A 22,418-nucleotide genomic window follows, 5' to 3' on the forward strand; every position below is an offset into this window, starting at 1 on the left:
ATGTCCTACAAGCTGACGCGGCGATCTCTCCACACCTCGGAGAATCCACGCGTCGGCCCGTTGGACGTGGTGCAAGACCGCCAACGGCCAGGGAAGGGGCGGGGGAATTGTCGCATGAGGAAGCAAGTTGTTTACAGGGCCGCGAAACTTTTGCTAGTTTCAACACGTCTTTCGACTTTAGTGACGAAAGTTCCGAACCTTCCCCCCTATACCCCATCCCCCCTTCCGCCGGCCATCCGCCTGGCCCGCTCGGGGCCGGCAGGCTGATTGGAGATGCCGTGCCCGCTTTCCGCCGCCTCACGGTGGCCTTGTTCTCGCTGGCCCTGGCGCTGGCACCAGCGGCCCAAGCCACCGCACATCCCGGACCGCACACCACGCCGCCTCCCCCCGACGACCGATTCCAGAAGGTCCTGCTGGAGAACACGAACCTGACCCAGCCGGTCCGGCTGAGCGTCGCCCCCGACGGCCGGGTCATCTACATCGAACGCGACGGCCGGGTCAAGGTATGGGACCCCAAGACCAAATCCTCGGCGGTCGCGGGCACCGTGCCCGTGCGGGTCACCGGCGAACTGGGATTGATAGGGCTGGCTTTGGCCCGCGACTTCGCCAAGACCGGCCACCTGTACCTGCACTTCTCCCGGCCGGACTGGGCCACCTCCTACATATCGCGGGTCTCGCAGTTCACCCTGAGCGACAGCAACGTGCTTGACCTCGCCTCAGAGAAGGTGATCATCGACATCCAGCACCCGAAGGGTGTGTCCGGCGGGCACAGCGCCGGTGACCTGCTGGCCTCGAGTGACGGTTACCTGTTCATCTCGACCGGCGACAACACCAACTGCTGCGCCTCGCGCGGCTTCCCCGGCACTGATGAGCGGCCCGGCCAAGCCGACGGCGACGCCCAGCGCACCTCGGCCAACACCAACGACCTCAACGGCAAGATCCTGCGGATCGTGCCGACGGCCGATGGTGGGTACGGCATCCCCGAAGGCAACCTCTTCCCCGAGGGCACGGCGAAGACCCGTCCCGAGATCTACGCGATGGGTTTCCGGAACCCGTTCACGATCGGCGACTACGATCCGGCGACCGGCAAGCTGTGGATGGCCGACTACGGACCGGACGCCGTCCTGCCTGATCCGCAGCGTGGACCCGCCGGTCACGTGCGGCTGTTCCTGATGGACGGACCCGGCAACTACGGCTGGCCGTACTGCACTATGAACAACGTTCCCTACAACGACTGGAACTACGTCGAGGACAAGCCCGGCCCGTGGTTTGACTGCGACAGCCCGGTTAACGACTCGCCCAACAACACCGGCCTGGTGAACCTGCCGCCGATCAAGCCGGCGACGATCTACTACACCTACGACAAGCAGGAGTACTTCCCCGACCTGTACGGCGGCGGAGCGATGGCCGGACCGAAGTACCACTACGACGCCGACAACCCCTCGACCGCCAAGTTCCCCCAGTGGTTCGACGGCCGCCGGTTACTGTTCGACTGGACCACCGACTGGATTCAGACCACCGACTTCGACGCGCAGGGCGCGCCGAAGGAGATGCACGAACTGCTGCCGGACATGGACTTCCGCAAGCCGATGGACATGGAGTTCGGCCCGGACGGATCGCTGTACCTGCTGGAATACGGCAACGGCTGGGGCGCCAGCAACGACGACTCCGGCATCTACCGCATCGACTACGTCGAGGGAAACCGCGCTCCGCTGGTGCGCGCATCGGTCAGCGCCGACTCCGGCCCACTTCCACTGACCGTCGAGTTCGACGCCTCGACCTCGACCGACCCCGACGGTGACGCGCTCACCTTCTCCTGGGACTTCGACGGCGACGGCACCGCCGACGCCACCGGATCGAAGGCCACCCACACCTTCACCACCGCCGGACAGTTCCACCCGCGCGTAACCGTCACCGACACCGGCGGCGCAGAGGCGGTCGGCAACCTGTCGGTGGTGGCGGGCAACACCAGGCCTACCGTGACCATCGAGACTCCCACCGACGGCGGCTGGGCCGAGTTCGGGCAGAACCTTCCCTTCAAGATCAAGGTCACCGACCCCGAGGACGGCACCGTCGACTGCACCAAGGTCAAGGTGACCTACCAACTCGGCCACAACATGCACGGCCACCCCATGGCAGAGGCGACTCCCAAGGCCGACTGCACCGGTGTGCTCGTACCGGGGCGCGACGCCGCACACGGACCCGGCGCGTACGTCTTCCATGTGGTCGAAGCCATCTACACCGACGGTGGCAGCGTCGCCGACACCCCCGCGCTGACGGGCTCCAGCGACGTCGTTCTCCACCCTCGCCAGTACGCCGGATCCACCTACCAGAAGGGGCAGGGAGTCGGCCTTTACACCGGGCAACTGTTCATCCCCGACACCGGCAACTGGTTCATGTTCCCCCGCATCAACGTCAAGGGCGTCGACCACCTCAACGTCGAGTTCGCCACACGACTGGCCGGCGTGAACCTGACCGTCCACACCGACTCTCCCACCGGTCCGGTCCTTGCCAAGTTCAGTGGCGTGCCCAGCACCGGCTCCACCTCGTTGAGCAGCCGGGTCTACAAGTGGTTCAGCACCCGCGTTACCGACCCCGGCGGGGTGCACGATCTGTACTTCGTCGCGGACTGGAACGGAGTGCAGCCGGAGTTGTTCGTCCGCAACATTCAGTTCCAGACCCTGCCGGATGTCACCGCGGCCGCCGCCCCGGCCGACCCGACCGGTGACAACGGCTGGTACACCGGCGACGTCACGCTCACCTACTCCGGTCTCACCCCCGGACTCTGGACCGGCCAGTACTCCCTCGACGGCGGCGCCACCTGGGTCTCCGGAACAACCGTCATCAAGACCGACCACAAGGGAACGGTGCTCTACCGCGCCATCGACAGCGCGGGCGTGACCACCCAGAACCGTCAACTGCCGCTCAATCTCGACAAGACCCCGCCGGCCGTCGACCTAGCCGGTGTCGAGGACGGCGCCTCCTATGGAGACTCCACCACCATCACGCCCTCGTGGACGGTCACCGACGCCACCTCAGGCCCGGGCAAGAGCACCGCGTCCCTGGACGGACAGCCGGTCGAGTCCGGCAAGCCTGTCGACCTGTCCCTCCTCCCGCTGGGCGAGCACCGACTCGTGATCACGGGCAAGGACACGGCCGGCAACACCACCGGTAAGACCATCACATTCACGACCACCACGTCCTTCGCCGACCTGCTCACCCTCATCGAGCGCCACCAGGGTTCGGGTGCCCTCGGCCGAAACGAGGCGAAGCAACTCGCCGACGCGCTGACCAAGGCGCGCGACGCCGACGAAGCGGGCCGCACCAACGAGGCCCTCGCCCACCTCAACAGGTTCGTCGACAGGGCCACCAAAGTCGATGCTCCGGCATCGCTGACACGCGATGGAAAGGTACTGATTACCCAGATCCGCAAGTGACACCGGACGGGAGGGCGGGACACCTGCATAACAGCATCGGCTCCCGCTCTCCCGTCGGCGCTAACTGCCTCTGTTCCATCCCGAGGCCTACAGTCCGCCGTCATCGCGAGCGATAGGCGGGGCCGCATCCACCAGCACGCACGCCGCGGCCTGCCGCCGTCGACCATCCTCACACCCGGAAACGTGCACGACGCGACCGCATCCGAGGCGCTCGTAAGCGGCGATCCCGGCGACGCGTACGTCGAGGCCCTCGATCGCTGGCTCGCCCTCGGCGGCGCCGATCACGGCCACGGCCAGCAGCAGCCCGAGCTGTCGGCGTAGTCGGCGCCGGGCGGGCCGGTGAACCCGTCGAACTGGGCCCGGGCGACTACGTCGTCTACCCGGGCGACGCGCCGCTGGGCACCGCTCCGCACGGCCTGGCGGGGCCTGGTCGGCCAGGTCGAGCCGGGGACCGCGAAGGTTTCAGGAAAGGCGCCACTCCGCGTCGTCGCACGCTGCCGCGCGCTCGGCCATATGAGCGCGGGCCGGTGAGCCGTCCGGGCAGCCGGGTACGTCTAAAGGACATGAGGGCCTGGCGTACCGCGTTACTCACAGCGTTACTCACAGCGCTCGTGCCCGCACTGGTCACCGGCTGCGCGTCGCCCGCCGCCCGGGCCACGTCCCCCCAGGCGCGGCAGGCGCCGCCTGTCACGCGGGCGGTCGTCCTGGAGGCCGCGGGACAGCGGCCGGCCGTCCAGAAAAAGAGGACCTCCCTGATCAGGTTGCGCCGTCAGGGCGGCTTCGTGGGCGCCGACGACCGCGTGACGATCTACACCGACGGGTGCGCCGTCGTGAAGCACCGCACCGGGCCGGCGCGCGAGCCGTGCCTGGCCGCGCACGACATCCGCGCATTGCGCGGCGACCTCGGGCGGCTGCGCCTGGGACGCTCGCAGCCGGAGCCGCCCGGCGCGGACATGTACAAGCACACCCTCACCTACCACGGCAGGAGCGTCGTCCGTTACACCCTGCCCCCGACCTGGAGCCCGGTCGTGCGCCGCCTGGAGAAGCTCCTCTCCCTGTGACGGACGCACGTCCGCGCGGCGAGCGGCGGCCGTCCCTCCGCGGCCACGAGCCGGCCCGGGGCACCGGCCCGATCGCCGGGGGCACGTGGAAGCCGCGCGTCACCGGCTCTCGTCCCGTCCCGGCGGCGCCTCGCCGGCCGAGGGGCCGTGCGCGGGCCTCGCCGTGGAACGGATCAGCCGTCCTTGGTGATGGAGCGGGAGATGACCAGCCGCTGGATCTGGTTGGCACCCTCGACGATCTGCAGGACCTTGGCCTCGCGCATGTACCGCTCTACGGGCCGTGGGTGGTCCACGCCCTGACGCCGTCCAGGACGTAGCTGCCGTCCGCCGAGGCCCGCGCCCGGGTGGTGAGCGCGGCGGCGTCCGAGCCCGACTGGGGCTCCGAAAGGCAGTACGCGCCGAGCAGCTCGCCGCCGAGTATGTCCGGCAGCAGCGCGGCGCGGGTCTCCCCGGTGGCGTAGGCGGCGACGGGGAAGCACGACAGGGTGTGCACCGACAGGCCGAGGCCGACGGCGAGGAAGGCCGCGGCGAGCTCCTCGACGACCTGCAGGTACACCTCCTGCGGCTGGGCCGCGCCGCCGTACTCCTCCGGGTACGGGAGGCCGAGCAGGCCGCTGCGGCCGAGGGTGGTGAACACCTCGCGCGGGAAACGGCCCTCGGCCTCGTCGCCGGCCGCCCGGGGGGCGACCTCCTTGGCGACGAGGTCTCTCACGAGGTCGAGCAGGTCGTGGGCCTCGGGCGTGGGCAGGACGCGGTCGACCGCCATCTATTCACTCCGGATCGCAGAGGTCGGGTCTGGGGGGTACGGGCAGGGGACGCGCCGCGCGGAGGATCGCCCCGCGGGCCCGGCCGGCCCGAGCGGCCGTGACGGAGATCGGGTCGTCACGGCCGGAGATCACACGACGACCAGGTCGCGGGGCCGGTCGTTGAGGCGCTCGGCGCCGGTCTCGGTGCACACGACGATGTCCTCGATGCGGGCGCCGTGCCGGCCCGGCAGGTAGATGCCCGGCTCGACGGAGAAGGCGAAGCCCGGCGCCAGCGGCTCGGCGTTCCCCGAGACGATGTAGGGCTCCTCATGGGTCTCCAGGCCGATGCCGTGGCCGGTACGGTGGATGAACAGGTCGCCGTGGCCGGCGTCGGCGATGATCCGCCGGGCGGCGGCGTCGATCGACTCGCACGAGACCCCGGGGCGCACGGCGGCGCACGCGGCCTCCTGGGCCTGGCGCAGCACCTCGTAGTAGGCCGCGAAGTCGGCGGGCGGCTCGCCGACGCTGTAGACGCGGGTGGAGTCCGAGCAGTACCCGCTCGGCATCTGACCGCCGATGTCGACGACGACGGGCTCACCGGCCTGGATGACGCGGTCGGACAGGTCGTGGTGCGGGCTGGCGCCGTTGGGGCCCGAGGCCACGATCACGAAGTCGACCGTGACGTGCCCGGCGGCGAGGATCGCCTCGGCGATGTCCCTGCCCACCTCGCGCTCGGTGCGGCCGGCCTTCAGCAGCCCGGGGACCTGGGCGTGGACGGCGTCGATGGCCGCGCCCGCCTCGCGCAGCGCCGCGACCTCCGCGGGGCTCTTGCGCATGCGCAGCCCGCCGAGGACGGACCCGGCGAGCACCTGCTCGGCGCCGGGCAGCGCGGAGCGGAAGCGCAGCGACTGCATCGCCCACATGCGGTCGGCCAGCCCGACGGTGGCCGGGGAGCCGATCCTCGAGGCGACCAGGGCGTACGGGTCGTCGGTCTCGTCCCAGGCGACGAACTCCAGCCCGAGCCGCGCAGCCGGGGAGTGCTCGGCGGCGGGCAGCTCCAGCCTGGGCACGACCAGGAACGCCTCGCCCTCGGCGGGCACCACCAGGCAGGTGAGCCGTTCCGAGGCCGGCGCGTCGTACCCGCTGACGTAGCGCAGGTCGGGGCCGGGCGTCAGCAGCAGGGCGTCGATTCCCGCGGCGGCAGCGGCCTCGCGCACGGCCGCGACGCGGGTCACGGGGTAAAGATCAGACGACGTCGTTGTCACATCGCCCAATGTATTCCACCCCGATTCCCCCCGTCTGCCCCACCTGCCGCCCCCCGATCACGAGCCTCCGGGCATCTTGTCCCATTTGTCCCCCCAGCGGGATCGGCGCGGACGGGCCCGCGATTCCCTCCCGGAAGCCGCCGGCCGCCCCAGGAAGGTCGGCGCGTGCCGCCCGAGCGGGCGCGCGGGTGCGGCGTGACGTCCCGGACGGGCGCCGGGGGCTGCCAGGATGGGGGCATGCCAGGGCTGATGCTTCTCGATACCCCTTCGTTGTATTTCCGGGCGTTCTACGGGATACCCGAGTCGATGACCGCTCCGGACGGGATGCCGGTCAACGCCGTGCGCGGGCTGATCGACATGATCGGCACGCTCGTGCGTGGCCACGCCCCCGACGAGCTCGTGGCCTGCATGGACGCCGACTGGCGGCCCGCGTTCCGGGTCGCGGCGATCCCGTCCTACAAGGCGCACCGGGTCGCGGAGGGCGACCAGGAGCAGGTACCGGACACCCTGGTGCCGCAGATCCCGGTGATCGAGGCGGTGCTGGACGCCGTCGGAGTCGCCCGCGTCGGCGTGCCCGGGTACGAGGCCGACGACGTCATCGGCACGTGCGCGGCCCGGGCCGCGGGAGCGGTCGACATCGTCACCGGCGACCGCGACCTGTTCCAGCTCGTGGACGACGCGCGGCCGTGCCGGGTGCTGTACACGGTGAAGGGCATCCGCAACCTGCAGACGATCGACGAGGCCGAGGTCACCGCCAAGTACGGTATCCCCGGCCGCGCGTACGCCGACTACGCCACCCTGCGCGGCGACCCGAGCGACGGGCTGCCCGGCGTGCCCGGCGTCGGGGACAAGACGGCGGCGGCGCTGATCACTCGGTTCGGCTCGCTGGAGGCAATGCTGGCGGCGCTGGACGAGGGCGTCACGGACGGCTTCCCCGCCGGCAGCCGCACGAAGATCATCAAGGCCCGCGACTACCTCGCGGTCGCGCCCGCCGTGGTCAGGGTCGCCCACGACGCGCCCCTCCCCGATCTCGACATGGCCCGGCCGGTCAAGCCGCGCGACCCGGAGGCGCTGGTCGCCCTCGCCGACCGTTACGACCTGGACGGCCCGCTCAACCGCCTGCTCGCCACGCTGGCCGGCTGAACGGGCGTATCGGGCGTATCGCCCCTAAGATCCGGGTTGTGCTTCCCAAAGCGATCCACGTGTCCGGCGCGCCGAAGCTCGCCGAGGGCTTCGACCGCATCCGCGGCGAGCTGGAGCTCCCGGACGCGTTCCCCGAGCCCGTGCTGGAGGAGGCCCGCCGCGTCGCGGAGACGGCGGCGTCCGATCCGTCCGCGCTGCCCGGCCTGACCGGCCTGCCCTCCCTGCCGGACCGCACCGACCTGCCGCTGCTGACCGTCGACCCGCAGGGGTCGATGGACCTGGACCAGGCGCTGTGCATCGAGCAGCGCGCCCGGGGCTACCGCGTGTGGTACGCCATCGCCGACGTCGCCGCGTTCGTCCGCCCGGGCGGCGCGATCGACACCGAGGCCAGGAAGCGCGGCGAGACCGTGTACATGCCGGACGGACGCGTCCCCCTGCACCCGGCCGTGCTGTCGGAGGGCGCGGCGAGCCTGCTGCCGGGCGTGGTCCGGCCCGCCGCCCTGTGGTGCCTGGACCTGAACTCCGACGGCGTCACCGTCGGGGCCGAGTTCAACGGCGAGCCGCCCCGGGACGCCGGGCACGCCGCCGTCGCCGCACCGTACGCCCACGTGACCGCACCGCTGCGCCGCCTCGTGGACCGCTACGCCGGGGAGGTGTGCCTGGCGGTGGCCGAGGGCGTGCCGGTGCCCGAGCCCGTGCAGGAGGCGCTGGCCGGGCTGCCCGCGCTCATGGCAGGCGGCGGGCGCCGCGCCGCCGCCGTCGACCGCGCCTGCGTCGACCTGGTGGAGGCGTTCGTGCTGCGCGACCGGGTCGGTCAGACGTTCGGCGCGGTCGTGATCGACACCGAGGACGGCAGACCCGGCGGGCTCGTGCAGATCGCCGAGCCCGCCGTGGTCGCCCGCTGCGACGGCGACGGGCTGCGCCTCGGCGAGAAGACCGACGTGCGCCTCACCCGCGCCGACCTCCTCACCCGCGAGGTCCGCTTCACCGTCGCCTGATCCCGCCCACCCCGCCGCCCCGGACGGGGCGAGGGCAGGCGTCAGGCGACGGAGGAGTAGGCGACGACGCCGCGGCGCAGGGCGTCGAGGGCCTTGGCGGCGTTCTGCTTCACCTTCCCGCCACGCGGAGCCGCCTTGCCGATCTGGTCGAGCAGGTCGAGCAGCTGCTTGACCCAGCGGACGAAGTCGCCCGCCGCTAGGTCCCCGTCGGTGAGCACCGCGTCCAGGCTGTGCCCCTTGGCCCAGCGGAACGCGGCCCAGGCGAACCCGAAGTCCGGCTCGCGGATGAACGACAGGCCGTGGTCGCGTTCGATGTCCTCCAGCTCGGCGAAGATGCGCACCATCGCGGCCAGCGACTCCTTCGCGGCCCCCGCGGGGATCTTCGGCGGGCGGGCGTCGTCGGCCTGCCGCGACTCGAACACCAGCGAGGACACGCACGCGGCCAGCTCGGCCGCGTCGAGGTTCTCCCAGATGCCCGCGCGCAGGCACTCGGAGGTGAGCAGGTCCAGCTCGGTGTAGAGCTGGGACAGGCGGCGGCCCTCGGGCGTGACCGTCTCGCCGTCCAGGTAGCCGAGCTGGTCGAGCACCCCGCACACCCGGTCGAAGGTGCGCGCGATGACGTGCGACCTGCTCTCGACCCGCCGGCGCAGGCCGTCGGTCTCGCGCAGCAGCTTGTGGTAGCGCTCGGCCCAGCGGGCGTGGTCCTCACGCTCGTCGCACCCATGGCATGGGTGGGCGCGCAGCTTGCGGCGCAGCTCGGCGATCTCCCACTCGGGGCTGCCGGGGGTGGAGCCGCGGGTCGGGTCGGCGTCGTGGTCGCGGGCCCGGACCGGACGGCCGAGGTCACGGTCGCCGATCTTGGCGTGCAGGGTGGCGACAAGGTTGGCACGGTCCTTCGGCGCGCGCGGGTTGAAGCCCTTGGGGATGCGCAGCCGCTCGACCGGCTCGACCGGCACCGGGAAGTCGGCCGCCGACAGCCGCTTGACCTGCTTGCCGATGGTCAGCACGAGCGGCGAAGGGCCCTCGGTGCGCATGGTGAGGCCGGGGTCGAGGATGACGGCGAGACCCGCCCGGCGCCCACCGGGGACGCGGATCACGTCGCCGGGCTTCAGCGCCTCCAGCGACCGCACCGCCTGAGCGCGCCGGGCCGTGCCCCGCTGACGCGACAGGTCGGACTCACGGTCCGACAGCTCCCTGCGCATCCCGGCGTACTCCTGGAAGTCGCCGAGGTGGCAGGTCATCGCCTCCGCGTAGCCGTCGAGGGCCTCCTCGGCCCGCCGGAGCTGCTTGGCGATGCCGACGACCGCGCGATCGGCCTGGAACTGGGCGAAGGACGCCTCCAGCAGGGTGCGGGCGCGCTCCCTGCCGACCTGGCCGACCAGGTTGACCGCCATGTTGTACGACGGGCGGAAGCTGGAGCGCAGCGGGTAGGTGCGGGTGCTGGCCAGGCCGGCGACGGCCACCGGGTCGGTGCCCGGCTGCCAGGCCACCACCGCGTGCCCCTCGACGTCGATGCCGCGCCGCCCGGCCCGCCCGGTGAGCTGCGTGTACTCCCCCGGGGTCAGGTCGGCGTGCGTCTCGCCGTTCCACTTGTCGAGTTTCTCGATCACCACCGAGCGGGCCGGCATGTTGATGCCGAGGGCCAGGGTCTCGGTGGCGAACACCGCCTTGACCAGGCCGCGGGTGAACAGCTCCTCGACGACCTCCTTGAAGGCGGGAAGCATTCCGGCGTGGTGGGCGGCGAGGCCCCGCTCCAGGCAGTCGCGCCACTCCAGGTACCCGAGCACCGACAGGTCCTCGTCGGGCAGGTGGGCGGTGCGCTCGTCCACGATCTGGCGGATCTCGTGGCGCTCGCTGTCGGTGGTGAGCCGGATTCCGGCGTGCAGGCACTGCAGGACGGCGGCGTCGCACCCGGCGCGGCTGAAGATGAACGTGATCGCGGGCAGCAGGCCCTCGGAGTCGAGCTTCTCGATCGCGTCGGACCGGCTGACGCCGTTGGCCGAGCGGCGCGGCCGGCTGTAGCCGCGGCGGCCGCGCGCCTGGGCCAGGCGCTGCTCGTCACGGGAGATGCGCATGAGGCTGGGGTTGATGCGCGGCCGGTTGTCCTCGTCCACGAACAGGTCGTACAGGCGGTCGCCGACCAGCATGTGCTGCCAGAGCGGCACGGGACGGTGCTCGTCCACGATCACCGTGGTGTCGCCGCGCACCTCGCCGAGCCACTCGCCGAACTCCTCGGCGTTGCTGACGGTCGCCGACAGGGCCACCACCCGTACCGACTCGGGAAGGTGGATGATCACCTCTTCCCATACGGCGCCGCGAAAGCGGTCGGCGAGGTAGTGCACCTCGTCCATGACCACGTGACTGAGCCCGGCGAGCGTGGTGGAGCCCGCGTAGAGCATGTTGCGCAGAACCTCGGTGGTCATGACCACGATCGGGGCGTCGCCGTTCACACTGTTGTCGCCGGTGAGCAGCCCGACCTTGGGCGCCCCGTAGCGGCGGACCAGGTCGTTGTACTTCTGGTTGGACAGCGCCTTGATCGGCGTGGTGTAGAAGCACTTGCTGCCCTGCTCCAGGGCGAGGTGGACGGCGAACTCGCCCACGACGGTCTTGCCCGACCCCGTCGGGGCCGCCACCAGCACGCCGTCGCCCGCCTCCAGCGCCCGGCAGGCGTCGAGCTGGAACTCGTCCAGCTCGAAGTCGTACAGGCCGCGGAAGGAGGTGAGGGCGGGCCCACTGCCGGCATGCTTGTCACGGAAGGCGGCATAGCGTTCCGCAGGCGTCGTCATGCACTTCAGCCTACCGATACCGCCTTTCCGGTCCCGTCGCCTCCGGGCCTCTCCCCCAGGCGTGCAGGCGATCACCGCAGGTCCCCCGGGTCCGGGTCCGCGCAAAGTAAGCGCGGGCCCGCGAACGGCCGGGGTCAGGGGCGCACGCGCACGACCTGCGGGTTGTGGTCGCCGGCGCGGTCGTTGTTGGCGACCACGCCCGGGGGCTGTCGAGCCTCCCCAGGCGCTTTGATCACCCCTGCGTGAGAAGTGCCGCGATCCTGGCCGCGCACCCATGAGCGTCCCGGACGATCTCACCTCCCCAGAAGGTGAGCACCGTCCAGCCGGCGTCTCGCATCGCGGCGCGCTTGACCTGATCGGAGGCCTGGCGCTCCGGGGTGTGGTGGTGTCTCCATCCGTCGCAGAAAACGGCGACCTTCCGCTCCGGCCAGGCGAAGTCGGCGATCGTGACCGGCCGGGGAGTGCCGTCGGAGGAGCCGCGGTCCCCCCAGGGGAACTGCGCGTGACCGCGCGGCGCACCAAGAGCCACAAGCGCGATCGCCAGCCGCCGCTCGATCGCAGAGCGGGGACGGCCTACGAAGCCATCGGCATAGGTGGGGACGCGCCTACCCTCCACGTCCGGCGCGCCGGCGAAGCGGCGCAGGAAATCCGCGGCCATCCGGCGATCGAGCAGATCTTCTTCGAGCTGGTTGCCGTAGGACCGAAGGCAGGCGTAGCAGGAACGCTCGCAGGCGCACCCGTCGAGTACAGGAACCAGGGTCGCCGCGACCTCCCCGAAGCGCTCCGCGAGTTGCCTCAGATATCCCGCACCGCCCGGGACCTGCTCGTACAGCACCGCCAGCCGCAGTGCGGCGTCCTCTCCCTCCGGATCGGGGCGAGGCCAGTCGAACCCCGCGACCTCGTCCTCCCCTGCCTGGAGCACGACCCGGCAGCCCAGGTCGAGCGCGGCGCGGATGCTGGCGAGGAACTCCTGGAGATGGTCCGGTGTGATGCCGGGCTCCTCCAGGTCGGGCATGATCTGAAGACAGTCGACCCGGCGGTCGACCTGGAGAACGCTCGGTTCGAGCCGTTGGTCGTTGCATATGGCATCGTGAAGCTTCTCCCGGTTCTTCTGGGCCTGGGTCGGCTTCGGCCCGGGAATCGCGTCGAACCACAGGCCACACCCGGTGCAAACGATGAACCGCTCGCTATCACGGTGATCCTTCGCGACGCGGCCCCGGTTGAGAACGGTCAGGTCCGCCCCGCGCTCCCAGTGGAGCACGAGACCGGGCCGCTCGAACAGCCACGTCTCCGCGGTGTTGGGAGCGCCGAGGTGGTGGGTGACGTCGAACGGGGTGCGGGCACGGTGCTCCTCGTCGGCCGCGATGCGCTGGCGCCGCGTCGCCAGCATCGCTCGCATGGGAACGCTGAGCTGCGGGGCCAGCTCGTCGCTGTTGCAGGACGCGCAGTGCGCGTCGGTGGGCTGGTTGACGGTGTCGCATCGAAGGCAGATGTTCACCGTCGGCAGCGCCCCGACCCCAGCGGCGTTGATCAGATTGGCCCTGCGGTAGTCGACCTGATCGACCAGCCACTTGGCTCCTCGCGCGTACACGAGCTGGCCCGGGGCGTAATCCTTGATCGCCTGGACGGAGTCCTGGGAGAGCTCGGTCGGTTCGCGCTCGAGCGTGAGCGCGGTGGTGTCGGTCGGGAAGGCATAGGAGGGCAGGAAACCGACATTGCCCAAGTAGGACAGCACGTAGGCGCGGTTGCGGTCACCACGGCTCATCGCGCTCAGGCTCGCAACGATGCTGCTGACCGCGCGAACCGACTCCGCGCTGGGCGGACCGGCCCCCGCCCGCTGCCACTCCTCCAGAAGGGTCTTCTGCTTGAGGCGATAGGTCTCGACCGCCTCGTCGAGATCGGCGATGAAGGCGTCGACCACCGAGCGGGCCCATATCTCGTCGAGCCAGGGCAGGTCGGAGGTGCCCAAGCCCAGTCTGAACGCCTGGTGGATCCGGGCGGCGATCCGCTCGGCGTCCTCGGCCAGCGCGACCTGCACGTCTTCGATGCCCTGGAGTGTGCCGGCCTGGTCGGCCGTCACGAGGTCGCGCATCCACAGGGGAAGATCGTGGCCGCACAGCTCCAGCGCCATGGCGCGGGCGTGGCGCTTGATGACACGCTCGTTGTCGAGTAAGAAGGCGGGCGGGCGGATCGCCCCGCGGATCATCTCCACGGGACGGGCGTAGTAGTAGCTGTCGTGCGGCATGCCGCCCGCGAAGGTGACGATGAGCGCCACCCGCTCCTCGCGCCGACCGGCCCGCCCGGCACGCTGGGCGTAGTTGCTGGGACGCGGCGGCACGTTGCGCAGCATGACCGCGAGGAGTTGGCCGAGATCAACGCCCAGCTCCAGCGTCATCGTGCAGACGAGCAGGTTCAGATCGGCGGTCTTGAACCTGTCCTCGATCTTCTCCCTGTCTTCCAGCGGTATCTGCCCGGAGTGCTCCTCCGCCTTAACGACCAGGGGCGACTCACCGCTCACCAGCAGCCGCTCGTGATCGTCCGGGTCGCCGTTCCAGGGTTCGAGGCGGCCGAAGCAGTTGAACGTCGCACACCGATCGCGGGGCGATCGCTCGGGCTGGACGGCGCGGCAAGCACGGCAGCGGTGCAACGGCCCGGTGACCGGACGGATCTCCATCTCCTGGGGTGCCACCTGGCGCAGCAGCACCCGCGCCCGGCCGGTGCCCACTTGAGTATCGATGAGCAGGCCATGGCTCGAGAGCAGTTCGACGGCGGCCCTCGTGCCCCGCTCCACGGCGTCGCTGTCGGTGACCAGCGGGAAGGCGAGCTTCAGCAGACGGGCGATCGAGCCCTTGGCCCCCATGCTGAGCGCGGACGCTCCGGCGACCTTGATCGTGGTGTCACCGATGCCCGTCACCGTCTGGCCCCCGCTCAGGGTGGCCCCGGCCGCCGCCAGCTCAAGCTCGACCTTCGCGCCCAGCCGGGCACGCATCAGCTCATGGCCCACCGCGCCGCGCGTCCTGGCCAGGTCGAGGATCCGGGCCAGCAGCCAGCGCGCCGCGGCGACTTCTCCGCCCACGTGCGAGAGAAGAGGTCTGAGATCCTCGTCGCTCAACGCGTCGAGGCCTGGATATCCGACGGTCACGACGCCGAGCCGTTCGAGCGTGGGAGGCCGCCGTTCGTCGCTGGCGATCTCCCCGAGCACGTCCCACTCGCAGACCCTCAGTGCGCGCTGCCGGGCGTCGGTGCCCGCCGGGTCGTCGTACAGCCTTGTCCGCTGGCCACGCTGGAACACGTCCGCCACCAGGCCGTTGAAACTGGCCGGCGGTTCATCGGCGGTGGCACGTGCTCTCACGCTGTCCACGATCAGGCGGCGCACCTGAACGGCGCGGGACCGGTCCCTCAGGTAACCCGCCTGGAAGGCGGTGTCCTGGCGCGAGTCGGCGAAGATCAGCAGACGGCGCAACATCTCGTCGTCGCTCTGCTCGGCCAGCCCGCTGTGCAGGCTGAAGGCCGCGGCGGTCACGGCGGCTGCCGTACGAGCGGTGAATTCCTGCACCGCTCCCCCACGGGAACGCAGGTACCCGCAGACCTTGCACCGCGTCAGCGGCTTGCCGGGGTCCGGGACGGCGACGACGACCTCCCGTGCGGGAGCGTCACACCCGAGGCACATGCCCCCGTGGACGTCCTTACCGCAGACGGCGCATCTGCCGGCCGGGTACCACTGGCGGTCCCGGGCTCTTGGCTCCTCCAGCGGCTCGGCGATCAGGTCGCGCACGACGTAGCGCGTCACCGGGCCGCCGGGCTCGTCGTACTCCAGGTCATAGTCCTGACCGCAGCCCAGGCAGACCCCCAGGGCGGTCGTCGACTCGGCCGCGCAGCCGTCGACGCCACAGGTGGTCGCCCCGTCGAGGAGAAGATGCCCGGCCTCGGCGGCACACCGCACCGGACTCGGCAGACCTCGCAGGAAGAGGTGAACCTTTGCCTCCAGCACCGGCGGACCGGCGGCCGTGTGGGTGCCCGCGCCGAGCAGCAGCCAGCCCACGACCTCGTCGTGAAGGGCCTCGCGGTCCGCCCCGGCCCGCTGGGGTACCTCCGCGAGTGCGTCGACCAGATCGTCGATCGTACGCGGCTCCGCCAGGTGCGTGCGGAACATGTCCAGGACCGCACTGGCCTCTGGATCTCCCAGTACGGCGCGCAGCCGGGCGGGTTCACCGCCATCCGTGAGCGCCTGACGCAGGGCGTTCCCGTCCGGAGCCGACCCGATGGCGGTGATGTCCGGCTGCAGCACGGGAACCGCGGTCTCCTCGACGATCGCGTCCACATCGAAGTCAGAGGCGAAAAGCCGACCGGCGAACGCGGCGGTGCGCCGCAGATCCGCCTGGTGATCGCCGCCAGCGCTCACGGTCGCCGACAGGCCGACGCAGACCAGACCGTCGGCGTCGACGTGGCCGCGCAGCCTCCGGATGAGACCGGCGATCTCCGTGCCGAGCGCGCCCTGATAGGTGTGGACCTCGTCGAGGATGAGATGCCGCAGCACCCCGGAACCGAAAAGCTGACGATCGTCGCGCCGGGTCAGGATGTATTCGAGCATGGAGTAATTCGTGAGCAGGATGTCGGGAGGGTTCTCCTGCATCCGGGCGCGTTCACTCTGCGCCGTCGCGCCCGTGTAGACGCCGTAGGTGAGCCCGAGCGCCTCACACGCGGTCTTCACCCGGTCATGCTGGTCGTTGGTTGACCAAGGCGTTCATCGGATACAGCGCGATCGCCTTCACGCCCGGCCGGTGCCTGTTGCGGTAGGCATGCGCGACGACGGGGATGAGGAACGCCTCGGTCTTGCCGGAGCCGGTACCGGTGGCGACGAGGGTGCTCCGGCCCTCGTTGATGCGGGTGATGGCGGCGACCTGGTGGGTGAAGAGGCGTTCGACCCGCGGGAACGCCTTCACGATCTCCGGAGGCAGCCCGATCCGCGAGGCGAGCTCGGCGAGCGTGGCATCCAGCCGGAACCTCGGCTGCACCGAGAGATACGGCCCGCGCCAGAGCAACGCCTCGTCGTCGACCATACGTTCCAGTTGTGCGCGAAGGCCCTCGTTGGCGATGGGGTAAGTGGTCCAGGTGAACCGCCGGTAGTCATCCCGAAGCCGCTCGGCCAGCTCTAACGGGTTCACCCGGACTCCTCGCTTCCGTCGCCGTCTTCTCCCATAACGCGCGGCAAAGCCCCCGCCCATCACGCGCATGCAGCGCTCAACCTAACGGACACCACCGACAATCCGCGCCACGCCCGGAAGCCGATCAGGCAGAGGATCCGTCCGCAGGTCGTCGGCTTCCTGCGATGATCCAACAGATCAAGACATTTCTCACCAAATCGGACAGACGCCGAACTGAAGCGAGTCTCAATCCTCGGAGACGTGCCGATACGCAGGCCCGAATCACTGACAGCGACACTGATTCACAGACAAGGCAGATTTTCTATCACCTTCCGGCCGACGTGCAGCGCTGAACACTGCTTCTTTCGCTGCTTGTGCGAGCACGCCTTGTCCCGTGGCGGGGAGCCCGATCCGGTTCCAGTGGTGGATGACGTGCAGGGCGGTCACCGCGCGGATCCCTCGGGTGAGGTCACCGCGTTCTCTGATTTGCCGCAGCTCGGCACCCGCTTCCTGGAACGCGGCCAGCCAGCCGTCGGGGAGAGCGCCCGGGTGGGCGGTGCCGAGCAGGAGTTGGCGGACTCCGCTGGTGAACTCTGCCCATGTGGTGGGGTCGGGTGGTTCGCTGAGCAGGGGCGCTCGCTGCTCGGCGACCTGTGCCCACACATCGCCCTGTTCGGTCCAGTCCAGACCTGCGGCTCGCATGAGCGTGATGAGCAGGCTGAGGGAGCGTTCCCGCCGGTCGGGCGCATCGCCGGAGATGCAGTCGATCAGGTGGCGACTGTCGCCGTGGAACAGGGTGTGAGCCGTGGTCATGCTGTCGGGGCCACCAAAGGCGTGGGTCTCTGGCTCGTAGATATCGCTCGTCCACTTCATGCCGTCGGCGAGTAGGTCGCGCACCGGGTCGTTCCGCGTCGGGTTGGGGAGCTGGTAGCGGATGCGCCACGGGCCTTTGCGGATGAACCACCATGCGGTGATCGTTCCGGCGGCCTCGGCGGCGGGGAGGATGCGGGCCAGGTGGGTGCAGGCGTGCTGTTCGCGGTCGCGGCCGTCGCCGGGATAGGTGATGTCGATCTGCCGCCACCGGGTGCCGGTGTCGTCCATGGTCGGCCTTTCAGATGAGAAGGAGGCAGGCGTCCCAGCCGGTGGCGGCTGTTGCGGTCTCGACCAGCGCGATACCTGCCGTTCCCTCCAGGAGTCCGGCGGGTTCGTTGGAGGCCGCCGTCGTGTGCCGGTGGTCCGCCGCGCGGGGGCCGAGCTCGACCGGAGCCACGCCGGCGAACCTGCCAAATGGGGTCGCGCGGGTCGTCCACCTCAGCAGATACCGGACCGTCGCCTCCACCAGGCGCCGTAGCCTGCGCGTCTGGATCGACTCGCGGGCCAGAGCGCGGGTGATCTGGGCGGCCAGGTGTGGCGCGGCCTGCACGACGGCGGCCGCGAACTCTGGCAGCGCCCACGCCTTCCGGAGCCATTCCAGCCACTCCTCGGGCTGGTCCGTGGTCAGGTCGGGCCACGCGGGCAGCGTCAGATCTCGGGGGTAGGAGGCGGCCCTGATCAACGCCGCATCCGCCGCTTGGAACATCTCTCGCTCCGCGTTCCGGGGGTTAGCGGAAGGAAGGGGAGGACCCGGCCTCTGGAGGCCGGGCCCGATGGGTGGGCGGGTTCAGCTGGAGCCGTCGCCCGAGCAGGCGTCGGAGCCGGTGTCGCCCGAGCCGCAGTTGTCGTCGGTGTTGGTGGCGTAACCGCTCGCGGCAGGCCCGGCGTCGACCAGGCGAAGGTTCAGTTCGTACTCCATCAGAGGTTCCCTTCTCATCGGGAGGTGAAGGCGAGGACGAGGCGGCTGTTCCGCTTGTCCAGAACCACCCCGTCCGGCAAGTCGCCGTCGGGGGCATGCGCGGGAAGCACGTGCAGCACCGGAGACGGGCTGCCCGCGTCCACCCACGCGCGCATGTGCTCGACCATCCGCCCGGCCGCCGCAGCGGCGTCGGGCCCGTGCGCGTATGCGCCGAGATCGAAAAGCCGGCCGGTCCAGCGCAGGGCCGACCGGTAGGCGAACGTGCCGTCATGGAGGGTGGCCGGGGTACCGAACCGCCACGAGGGCGCGACGATGCCGGACGCGACGGCCGCCTCCTGCGCCGACAGCACCACGAACTCCCGCACCTCGCGTATGAGGTGGGTCGCCAGCCACAGGTTCAGGTCGGCCAGGACGGTGCGGGGCGGCAGGCTCAGTCCGGCCCACGCCTCCTCGCGGGGCTTGGTGAGGAGGCCGGCGACCACGGCGGGGTCGATCTGCTGGCCCTCATCCAGCCGCAGGTGGACACCTTCGGCGAAGTCGATGTACCGCATCTCGTGGGCTCCGGCACCCTGGATCGATACGAACCCGCACTGGCGGTGACTCTCACTGACCAGACGGTCCCCTGAGCGTCGCAGCGCCCACGATCGGGTCATCCCGAACGTGCGCAGCGGTACGACGAGGACGCCGTCTTCGGTGAGCTGGTCGCGCCACGCGGGCGCGACGTCCCACGCCCCGGCCGTAACGATGATCAGGTCGTAGCGGCGGCCCGGCTTGATCGGCTGCTCGGCGTCCGCACACACCACGATGACGTCGTCGTAGCCCGCCGCTTCCAGGCACGCGGCGGCCCGGTCGGTCACGTCGGGGTCGATGTCGACGGTCGTGACCGATCCGGCCGGGCCGACGAGTTCGCGCAGCAGCGACGCGTTGTAACCGCCGCTGCCTACCTCAAGCACGTGCCGGCCCTCCAAGCGGCCAAGCGCGTCCGCTGCCTGACCGAGCATCTCCGCGATCAGGAACGGAGCCGACACCGAGCTGATGTTCTCCTCGCCGACCCGCTTGGTGATGATCGCGGTGTTCTCGTACGCCTCCTCCAGAGGGATACCCGGCGTGTACAGCTCACGGGGCACGGCTCGCATCGCGGCCTCCACCTCGGGGCGCAGGGCCAGACCCTTCGCATGATGATCTGATGCCAGGCGGTCGACCATCTCGTTGCGGAGACTCTCGCTGTCTATCGTCCCGACGCTCATGACGGTGCCCTCTCCCGATCGTGTGGGCCGCCGCGGCGCGGGCGGCCCCGGATGCCCACCGGGGGATCCCGGTGGCGGGTTCTCATGCTGCCCGATCGGCGAACCGCTTTCAGTCGAACGACTCGGCCTGCCCTCGGCCTACGAGTCGGACTCGGGCATGGGTTGAGCATGATGGGCGGTCCGATGACTTCGGGAGGTCGTCGCCAGTGACTTCTCGCGTCCTGTCAGGACGCCGATGTGACTTCTATGCGACACGGACGGGACATCTGCGACATGTCGGGCGGGCTGCTTTCACAGCCGAGCTCGGCGGCCTACGCTGCCAGCGACAGGACACGCCGGGAAGGGCTGGCTTGCCATGAAGCAGGTAGAGGAGACCTACCTCAAGCAGCTCGTCCGGGCACGGGATGTGCTGCCGTACAAGAGGTTCGTCCGCGTTTACGAGAAGACCGCCCGTGACCTTGAGCTACGGGGGCTCAGCGTGGAGCGGCGGCAGTATCTGCGCTGGCTGGCCGGCGAGGTGAAGGGGCTTCCGCTACCGGACGCCTGCGCGGTCCTTCAGGCGATGTTCGGTCAACCGGCCGACAAGTTGTTCACCAAGGTGCCCGTCCAGGTGAACGTTCCCGCATCTGAACGCAACCCTGAGGTGATCGACTTGTCACCGCGTCGCGGTGCCGTGTGGTCGACACCCCAGTCCTCAGCCGGGCCTGATCCCCGGGCCGTTCCCGCAACCCTGCACGAGTTGATGATGTCCGCTGCTGAGCAGTCCCGCGATTCCGCTGCCAACGCCGAAACGGCGCTGGGCCGATCCACCCTGGAACTACTTGAGGGCGACGTGATAACGCTCGCCCGAACCTACCTTTCCCAGTCGCCCGTCGTGATGTTTCCCAAGATCAGCGAATTACGGACCCGAGTGGAGGCCAAGACACGGCAGTCTCGGCAACCAGACCAGCTTCGCGATCTGTCCTTCATGAACGGCGTGCTCTGCGCACTGCTGGCCGAGGCGAGTAACGACCTGGGCATGCACCACATGGCCAACGACCATGCCCGTGCCGCGTGGGTCCACGCCAACAACATCGGGCACGTGCCGCTCGCGGTGTGGGCCCGCGGCATGCAGGCGACCTCGGCCTACTGGAACAACGCCCCCAATGACGCACTGGTCGCGATCTCCCGTGCCGAAGAGCACCGTCCCACCGGGGTACCGGCGGCTCGGCTGAACAGCATCAGAGCGCGCACATGGTCGCACTTGGGAAACACCGAGCGGACGCTACAAGCCGTGCGGGACGCTCAAGAAGCTCGGGCCACCGCCCCAGACGATGAACACGACGACTTGGCCTACGTAGGTGGCGTCTTCGACTGGGATCGTGTCCGGGAAGAGCGGTGCGCCGCCACCGCGGTTCTCGAACTGATCCGGCGGCTACACGCCGAACTGGACCCGCGCGCGTTGCAGCGCCTCACGAACCTGATTCTCGATCATGCCGACCGGGCGCGGACCATGTCACAGGCAGAGCCCGCCGAAAAGCGCTCCCCCATCGTAGAGGCGACCATCCTGCTGGACATGGCCACGGCCCGGCTCCTGCTCGGCGACGTGTCCGGCGCCCATGACACGCTGCGCCCCATATTCAGCCTCCCGGGAGACATGAGGACCTTCCCGGTGCTTCACCGGTTGCGAGGCATGCGGGCCCCGCTCGCCCAGATTCAGACGACCCGCGCGGTCCAGGAGCTGGCCGAAACGCTCAGGGACTTCAATGCCGGATCGACGGTGCGAGCGCTTCCCCCGGGGACGTCCTAGCCGGCGGCCTCTGTGCGGGTGTCCCATGTCGCGATGAGTTCCGCTTCCCGCTCGCGCGAGATGCCCAGCTCCGCGGCCCGTTCGGAGGAGACCGCAGCGCCGCCGCACAGCCATTGCCAGGTGTCGGCGACGGTCTCCTCCAGCGGCCGGCATCTCAAGCCTGCGGCGCGAGCCCGGGCGGCATCCACGTGCCAGGTGCCTTCGTAATCGCGCCACAGGGGCAGACCGACCCATTCGGGAACACCATGCTCACGTAGGAACGCGTCCTCCACCCAGACCAGCTCGGCGCCGGCACCGGTCACCTGGAGGCAGGTGTTCAGGAACCGCCCGAACGTGGAATGGCCGATCGGCGCGGTCACGTTGTAAGACCCGGCCAGATCCCGTTCAGCGACGTCGAGCGCGAACGTCGCAACGTCGCGTACGTCGACCGGCTGGATCGGCCAGTCCGGCCGGCCTGGGGCGAGCACCCGGCCGCCGGCACGGACCCGGTTCAACCACCAGGGGATCCGGCCGACGTACTCGTGCGGGCCAAGTATGACGCCGGGGCGCAGCAACGTAGCCCGGTCCCCGAAACAGTCGGAGACCGCCTGTTCACATCCGGCCTTGAGACGGCCGTACTCCTCCGCGCCGCTCTCCCCGGCCGGGCCGACCGGGGTGTACTCGCGGACCAGTGAATCATCCGTCAGCGGGAGGTCGGGCCACCCCTTGTACACATTGACCGTGGACACGAAAACGTACCGCGCGACAGAACCGGACAGGGCGCGGGCGGAGCGCTGGACGAGTGAGGCCGTCATGCCGCTGGTGTCGATGACGCCGTCCCAGTCACCCTGCGCGGCGAGTGCTTCCACGTCCTCACCGCTGGTGCGGTCTCCGCGCACCGCTGTGACACCGGGCACGTCGGCACCGGACGCGCCACGGTTGAACGTCACCACCTCGTGGCCACGACACAGCGCCTCTTCCGCTACCGCGCGCCCGAGGAACTTCGTACCGCCGAGGATGAGAAGTCGCAT

At 70.2% G+C, this 22,418-nt stretch carries 16 protein-coding genes and 1 pseudogene; 6 read left to right on the forward strand and 11 right to left on the reverse strand.

Features of this window, described 5'->3' with window-relative positions; genetic code table 11:
• Positions 1 to 278: 278 nt before the first annotated feature.
• The 3 genes from AB0M95_RS29705 to AB0M95_RS29715 all read left to right on the forward strand — a co-directional run bounded on the left by AB0M95_RS29705 (position 279) and on the right by AB0M95_RS29715 (position 4,498).
• The gene (locus AB0M95_RS29705; protein ID WP_363771472.1) at positions 279 to 3,437 is read left to right on the forward strand and encodes a PQQ-dependent sugar dehydrogenase; all 3,159 of its coding nucleotides are present in this window, start codon (positions 279 to 281) and stop codon (positions 3,435 to 3,437) included.
• A gap of 183 nt (positions 3,438 to 3,620) precedes the next feature.
• Complete coding sequence (locus AB0M95_RS29710) at positions 3,621 to 3,758, forward strand: hypothetical protein (RefSeq protein WP_363771475.1); 138 nt, start codon at positions 3,621 to 3,623, stop codon at positions 3,756 to 3,758.
• Positions 3,759 to 4,048: 290 nt separating this feature from the next.
• Positions 4,049 to 4,498, forward strand: a complete 450-nt coding sequence (locus AB0M95_RS29715; protein WP_363771478.1) for a hypothetical protein — start codon at positions 4,049 to 4,051, stop codon at positions 4,496 to 4,498.
• Positions 4,499 to 4,671: 173 nt separating this feature from the next.
• On the opposite strand, the gene AB0M95_RS29720 is transcribed toward AB0M95_RS29715, so the two are convergent.
• The 3 genes and pseudogenes from AB0M95_RS29720 to AB0M95_RS29730 all read right to left on the reverse strand — a co-directional run bounded on the left by AB0M95_RS29720 (position 4,672) and on the right by AB0M95_RS29730 (position 6,479).
• Complete coding sequence (locus tag AB0M95_RS29720; RefSeq protein WP_363771481.1) at positions 4,672 to 4,761, reverse strand: hypothetical protein; 90 nt, start codon at positions 4,759 to 4,761, stop codon at positions 4,672 to 4,674.
• 14 nt (positions 4,762 to 4,775) lie between these two features.
• A pseudogene (locus AB0M95_RS29725) lies at positions 4,776 to 5,264 on the reverse strand (acyl-CoA dehydrogenase family protein); the annotation flags it as partial.
• Positions 5,265 to 5,393: 129 nt separating this feature from the next.
• Entirely contained in the window at positions 5,394 to 6,479 is a 1,086-nt protein-coding gene (locus AB0M95_RS29730; protein ID WP_363771483.1) for a Xaa-Pro peptidase family protein, read from the reverse strand.
• 267 nt (positions 6,480 to 6,746) lie between these two features.
• Between AB0M95_RS29730 and AB0M95_RS29735 the strand changes: the two genes are divergently transcribed.
• Both AB0M95_RS29735 and AB0M95_RS29740 read left to right on the forward strand, forming a co-directional pair.
• The gene (locus tag AB0M95_RS29735; protein ID WP_363771486.1) at positions 6,747 to 7,652 is read left to right on the forward strand and encodes a 5'-3' exonuclease; all 906 of its coding nucleotides are present in this window, start codon (positions 6,747 to 6,749) and stop codon (positions 7,650 to 7,652) included.
• A gap of 38 nt (positions 7,653 to 7,690) precedes the next feature.
• Positions 7,691 to 8,650: an RNB domain-containing ribonuclease gene (locus AB0M95_RS29740; protein WP_363771489.1), complete on the forward strand. Its 960-nt coding sequence runs from the start codon at positions 7,691 to 7,693 to the stop codon at positions 8,648 to 8,650.
• Positions 8,651 to 8,691: 41 nt separating this feature from the next.
• On the opposite strand, the gene AB0M95_RS29745 is transcribed toward AB0M95_RS29740, so the two are convergent.
• The 7 genes from AB0M95_RS29745 to fxlM all read right to left on the reverse strand — a co-directional run bounded on the left by AB0M95_RS29745 (position 8,692) and on the right by fxlM (position 19,619).
• Complete coding sequence (locus tag AB0M95_RS29745) at positions 8,692 to 11,436, reverse strand: DEAD/DEAH box helicase (RefSeq protein ID WP_363771492.1); 2,745 nt, start codon at positions 11,434 to 11,436, stop codon at positions 8,692 to 8,694.
• Positions 11,437 to 11,668: 232 nt separating this feature from the next.
• A complete protein-coding gene (locus tag AB0M95_RS29750) occupies positions 11,669 to 16,147 on the reverse strand; it encodes a helicase-related protein (RefSeq protein WP_363771495.1) in 4,479 nt (1,492 codons plus the stop codon).
• A 4-nt stretch (positions 16,148 to 16,151) separates the two neighbouring features.
• The gene (locus tag AB0M95_RS29755; protein WP_363771498.1) at positions 16,152 to 16,601 is read right to left on the reverse strand and encodes a DEAD/DEAH box helicase; all 450 of its coding nucleotides are present in this window, start codon (positions 16,599 to 16,601) and stop codon (positions 16,152 to 16,154) included.
• 261 nt (positions 16,602 to 16,862) lie between these two features.
• A complete protein-coding gene (locus AB0M95_RS29760; RefSeq protein WP_363771501.1) occupies positions 16,863 to 17,681 on the reverse strand; it encodes a thiopeptide-type bacteriocin biosynthesis protein in 819 nt (272 codons plus the stop codon).
• 10 nt (positions 17,682 to 17,691) lie between these two features.
• Positions 17,692 to 18,159: a lantibiotic dehydratase gene (locus AB0M95_RS29765; RefSeq protein ID WP_363771504.1), complete on the reverse strand. Its 468-nt coding sequence runs from the start codon at positions 18,157 to 18,159 to the stop codon at positions 17,692 to 17,694.
• Between the two features lie 81 nt (positions 18,160 to 18,240).
• Complete coding sequence (gene fxlA, locus AB0M95_RS29770) at positions 18,241 to 18,372, reverse strand: FxLD family lanthipeptide (RefSeq protein ID WP_363771507.1); 132 nt, start codon at positions 18,370 to 18,372, stop codon at positions 18,241 to 18,243.
• A 14-nt stretch (positions 18,373 to 18,386) separates the two neighbouring features.
• Complete coding sequence (gene fxlM / locus AB0M95_RS29775; protein ID WP_363771510.1) at positions 18,387 to 19,619, reverse strand: methyltransferase, FxLD system; 1,233 nt, start codon at positions 19,617 to 19,619, stop codon at positions 18,387 to 18,389.
• A 355-nt stretch (positions 19,620 to 19,974) separates the two neighbouring features.
• Between fxlM and AB0M95_RS29780 the strand changes: the two genes are divergently transcribed.
• Positions 19,975 to 21,408, forward strand: a complete 1,434-nt coding sequence (locus AB0M95_RS29780; protein ID WP_363771513.1) for a hypothetical protein — start codon at positions 19,975 to 19,977, stop codon at positions 21,406 to 21,408.
• Here the strand turns inward: AB0M95_RS29780 and AB0M95_RS29785 are convergent.
• Positions 21,405 to 22,418, reverse strand: coding sequence for an NAD-dependent epimerase/dehydratase family protein (locus AB0M95_RS29785; protein WP_363771516.1), 1,014 nt, complete (start codon positions 22,416 to 22,418; stop codon positions 21,405 to 21,407). The two genes, AB0M95_RS29780 and AB0M95_RS29785, sit on opposite strands and share 4 nt — an antisense overlap.

The sequence above is a fragment of the Sphaerisporangium sp. NPDC051017 genome (genome assembly GCF_040683095.1).
Classification (GTDB): domain Bacteria; phylum Actinomycetota; class Actinomycetes; order Streptosporangiales; family Streptosporangiaceae; genus Sphaerisporangium.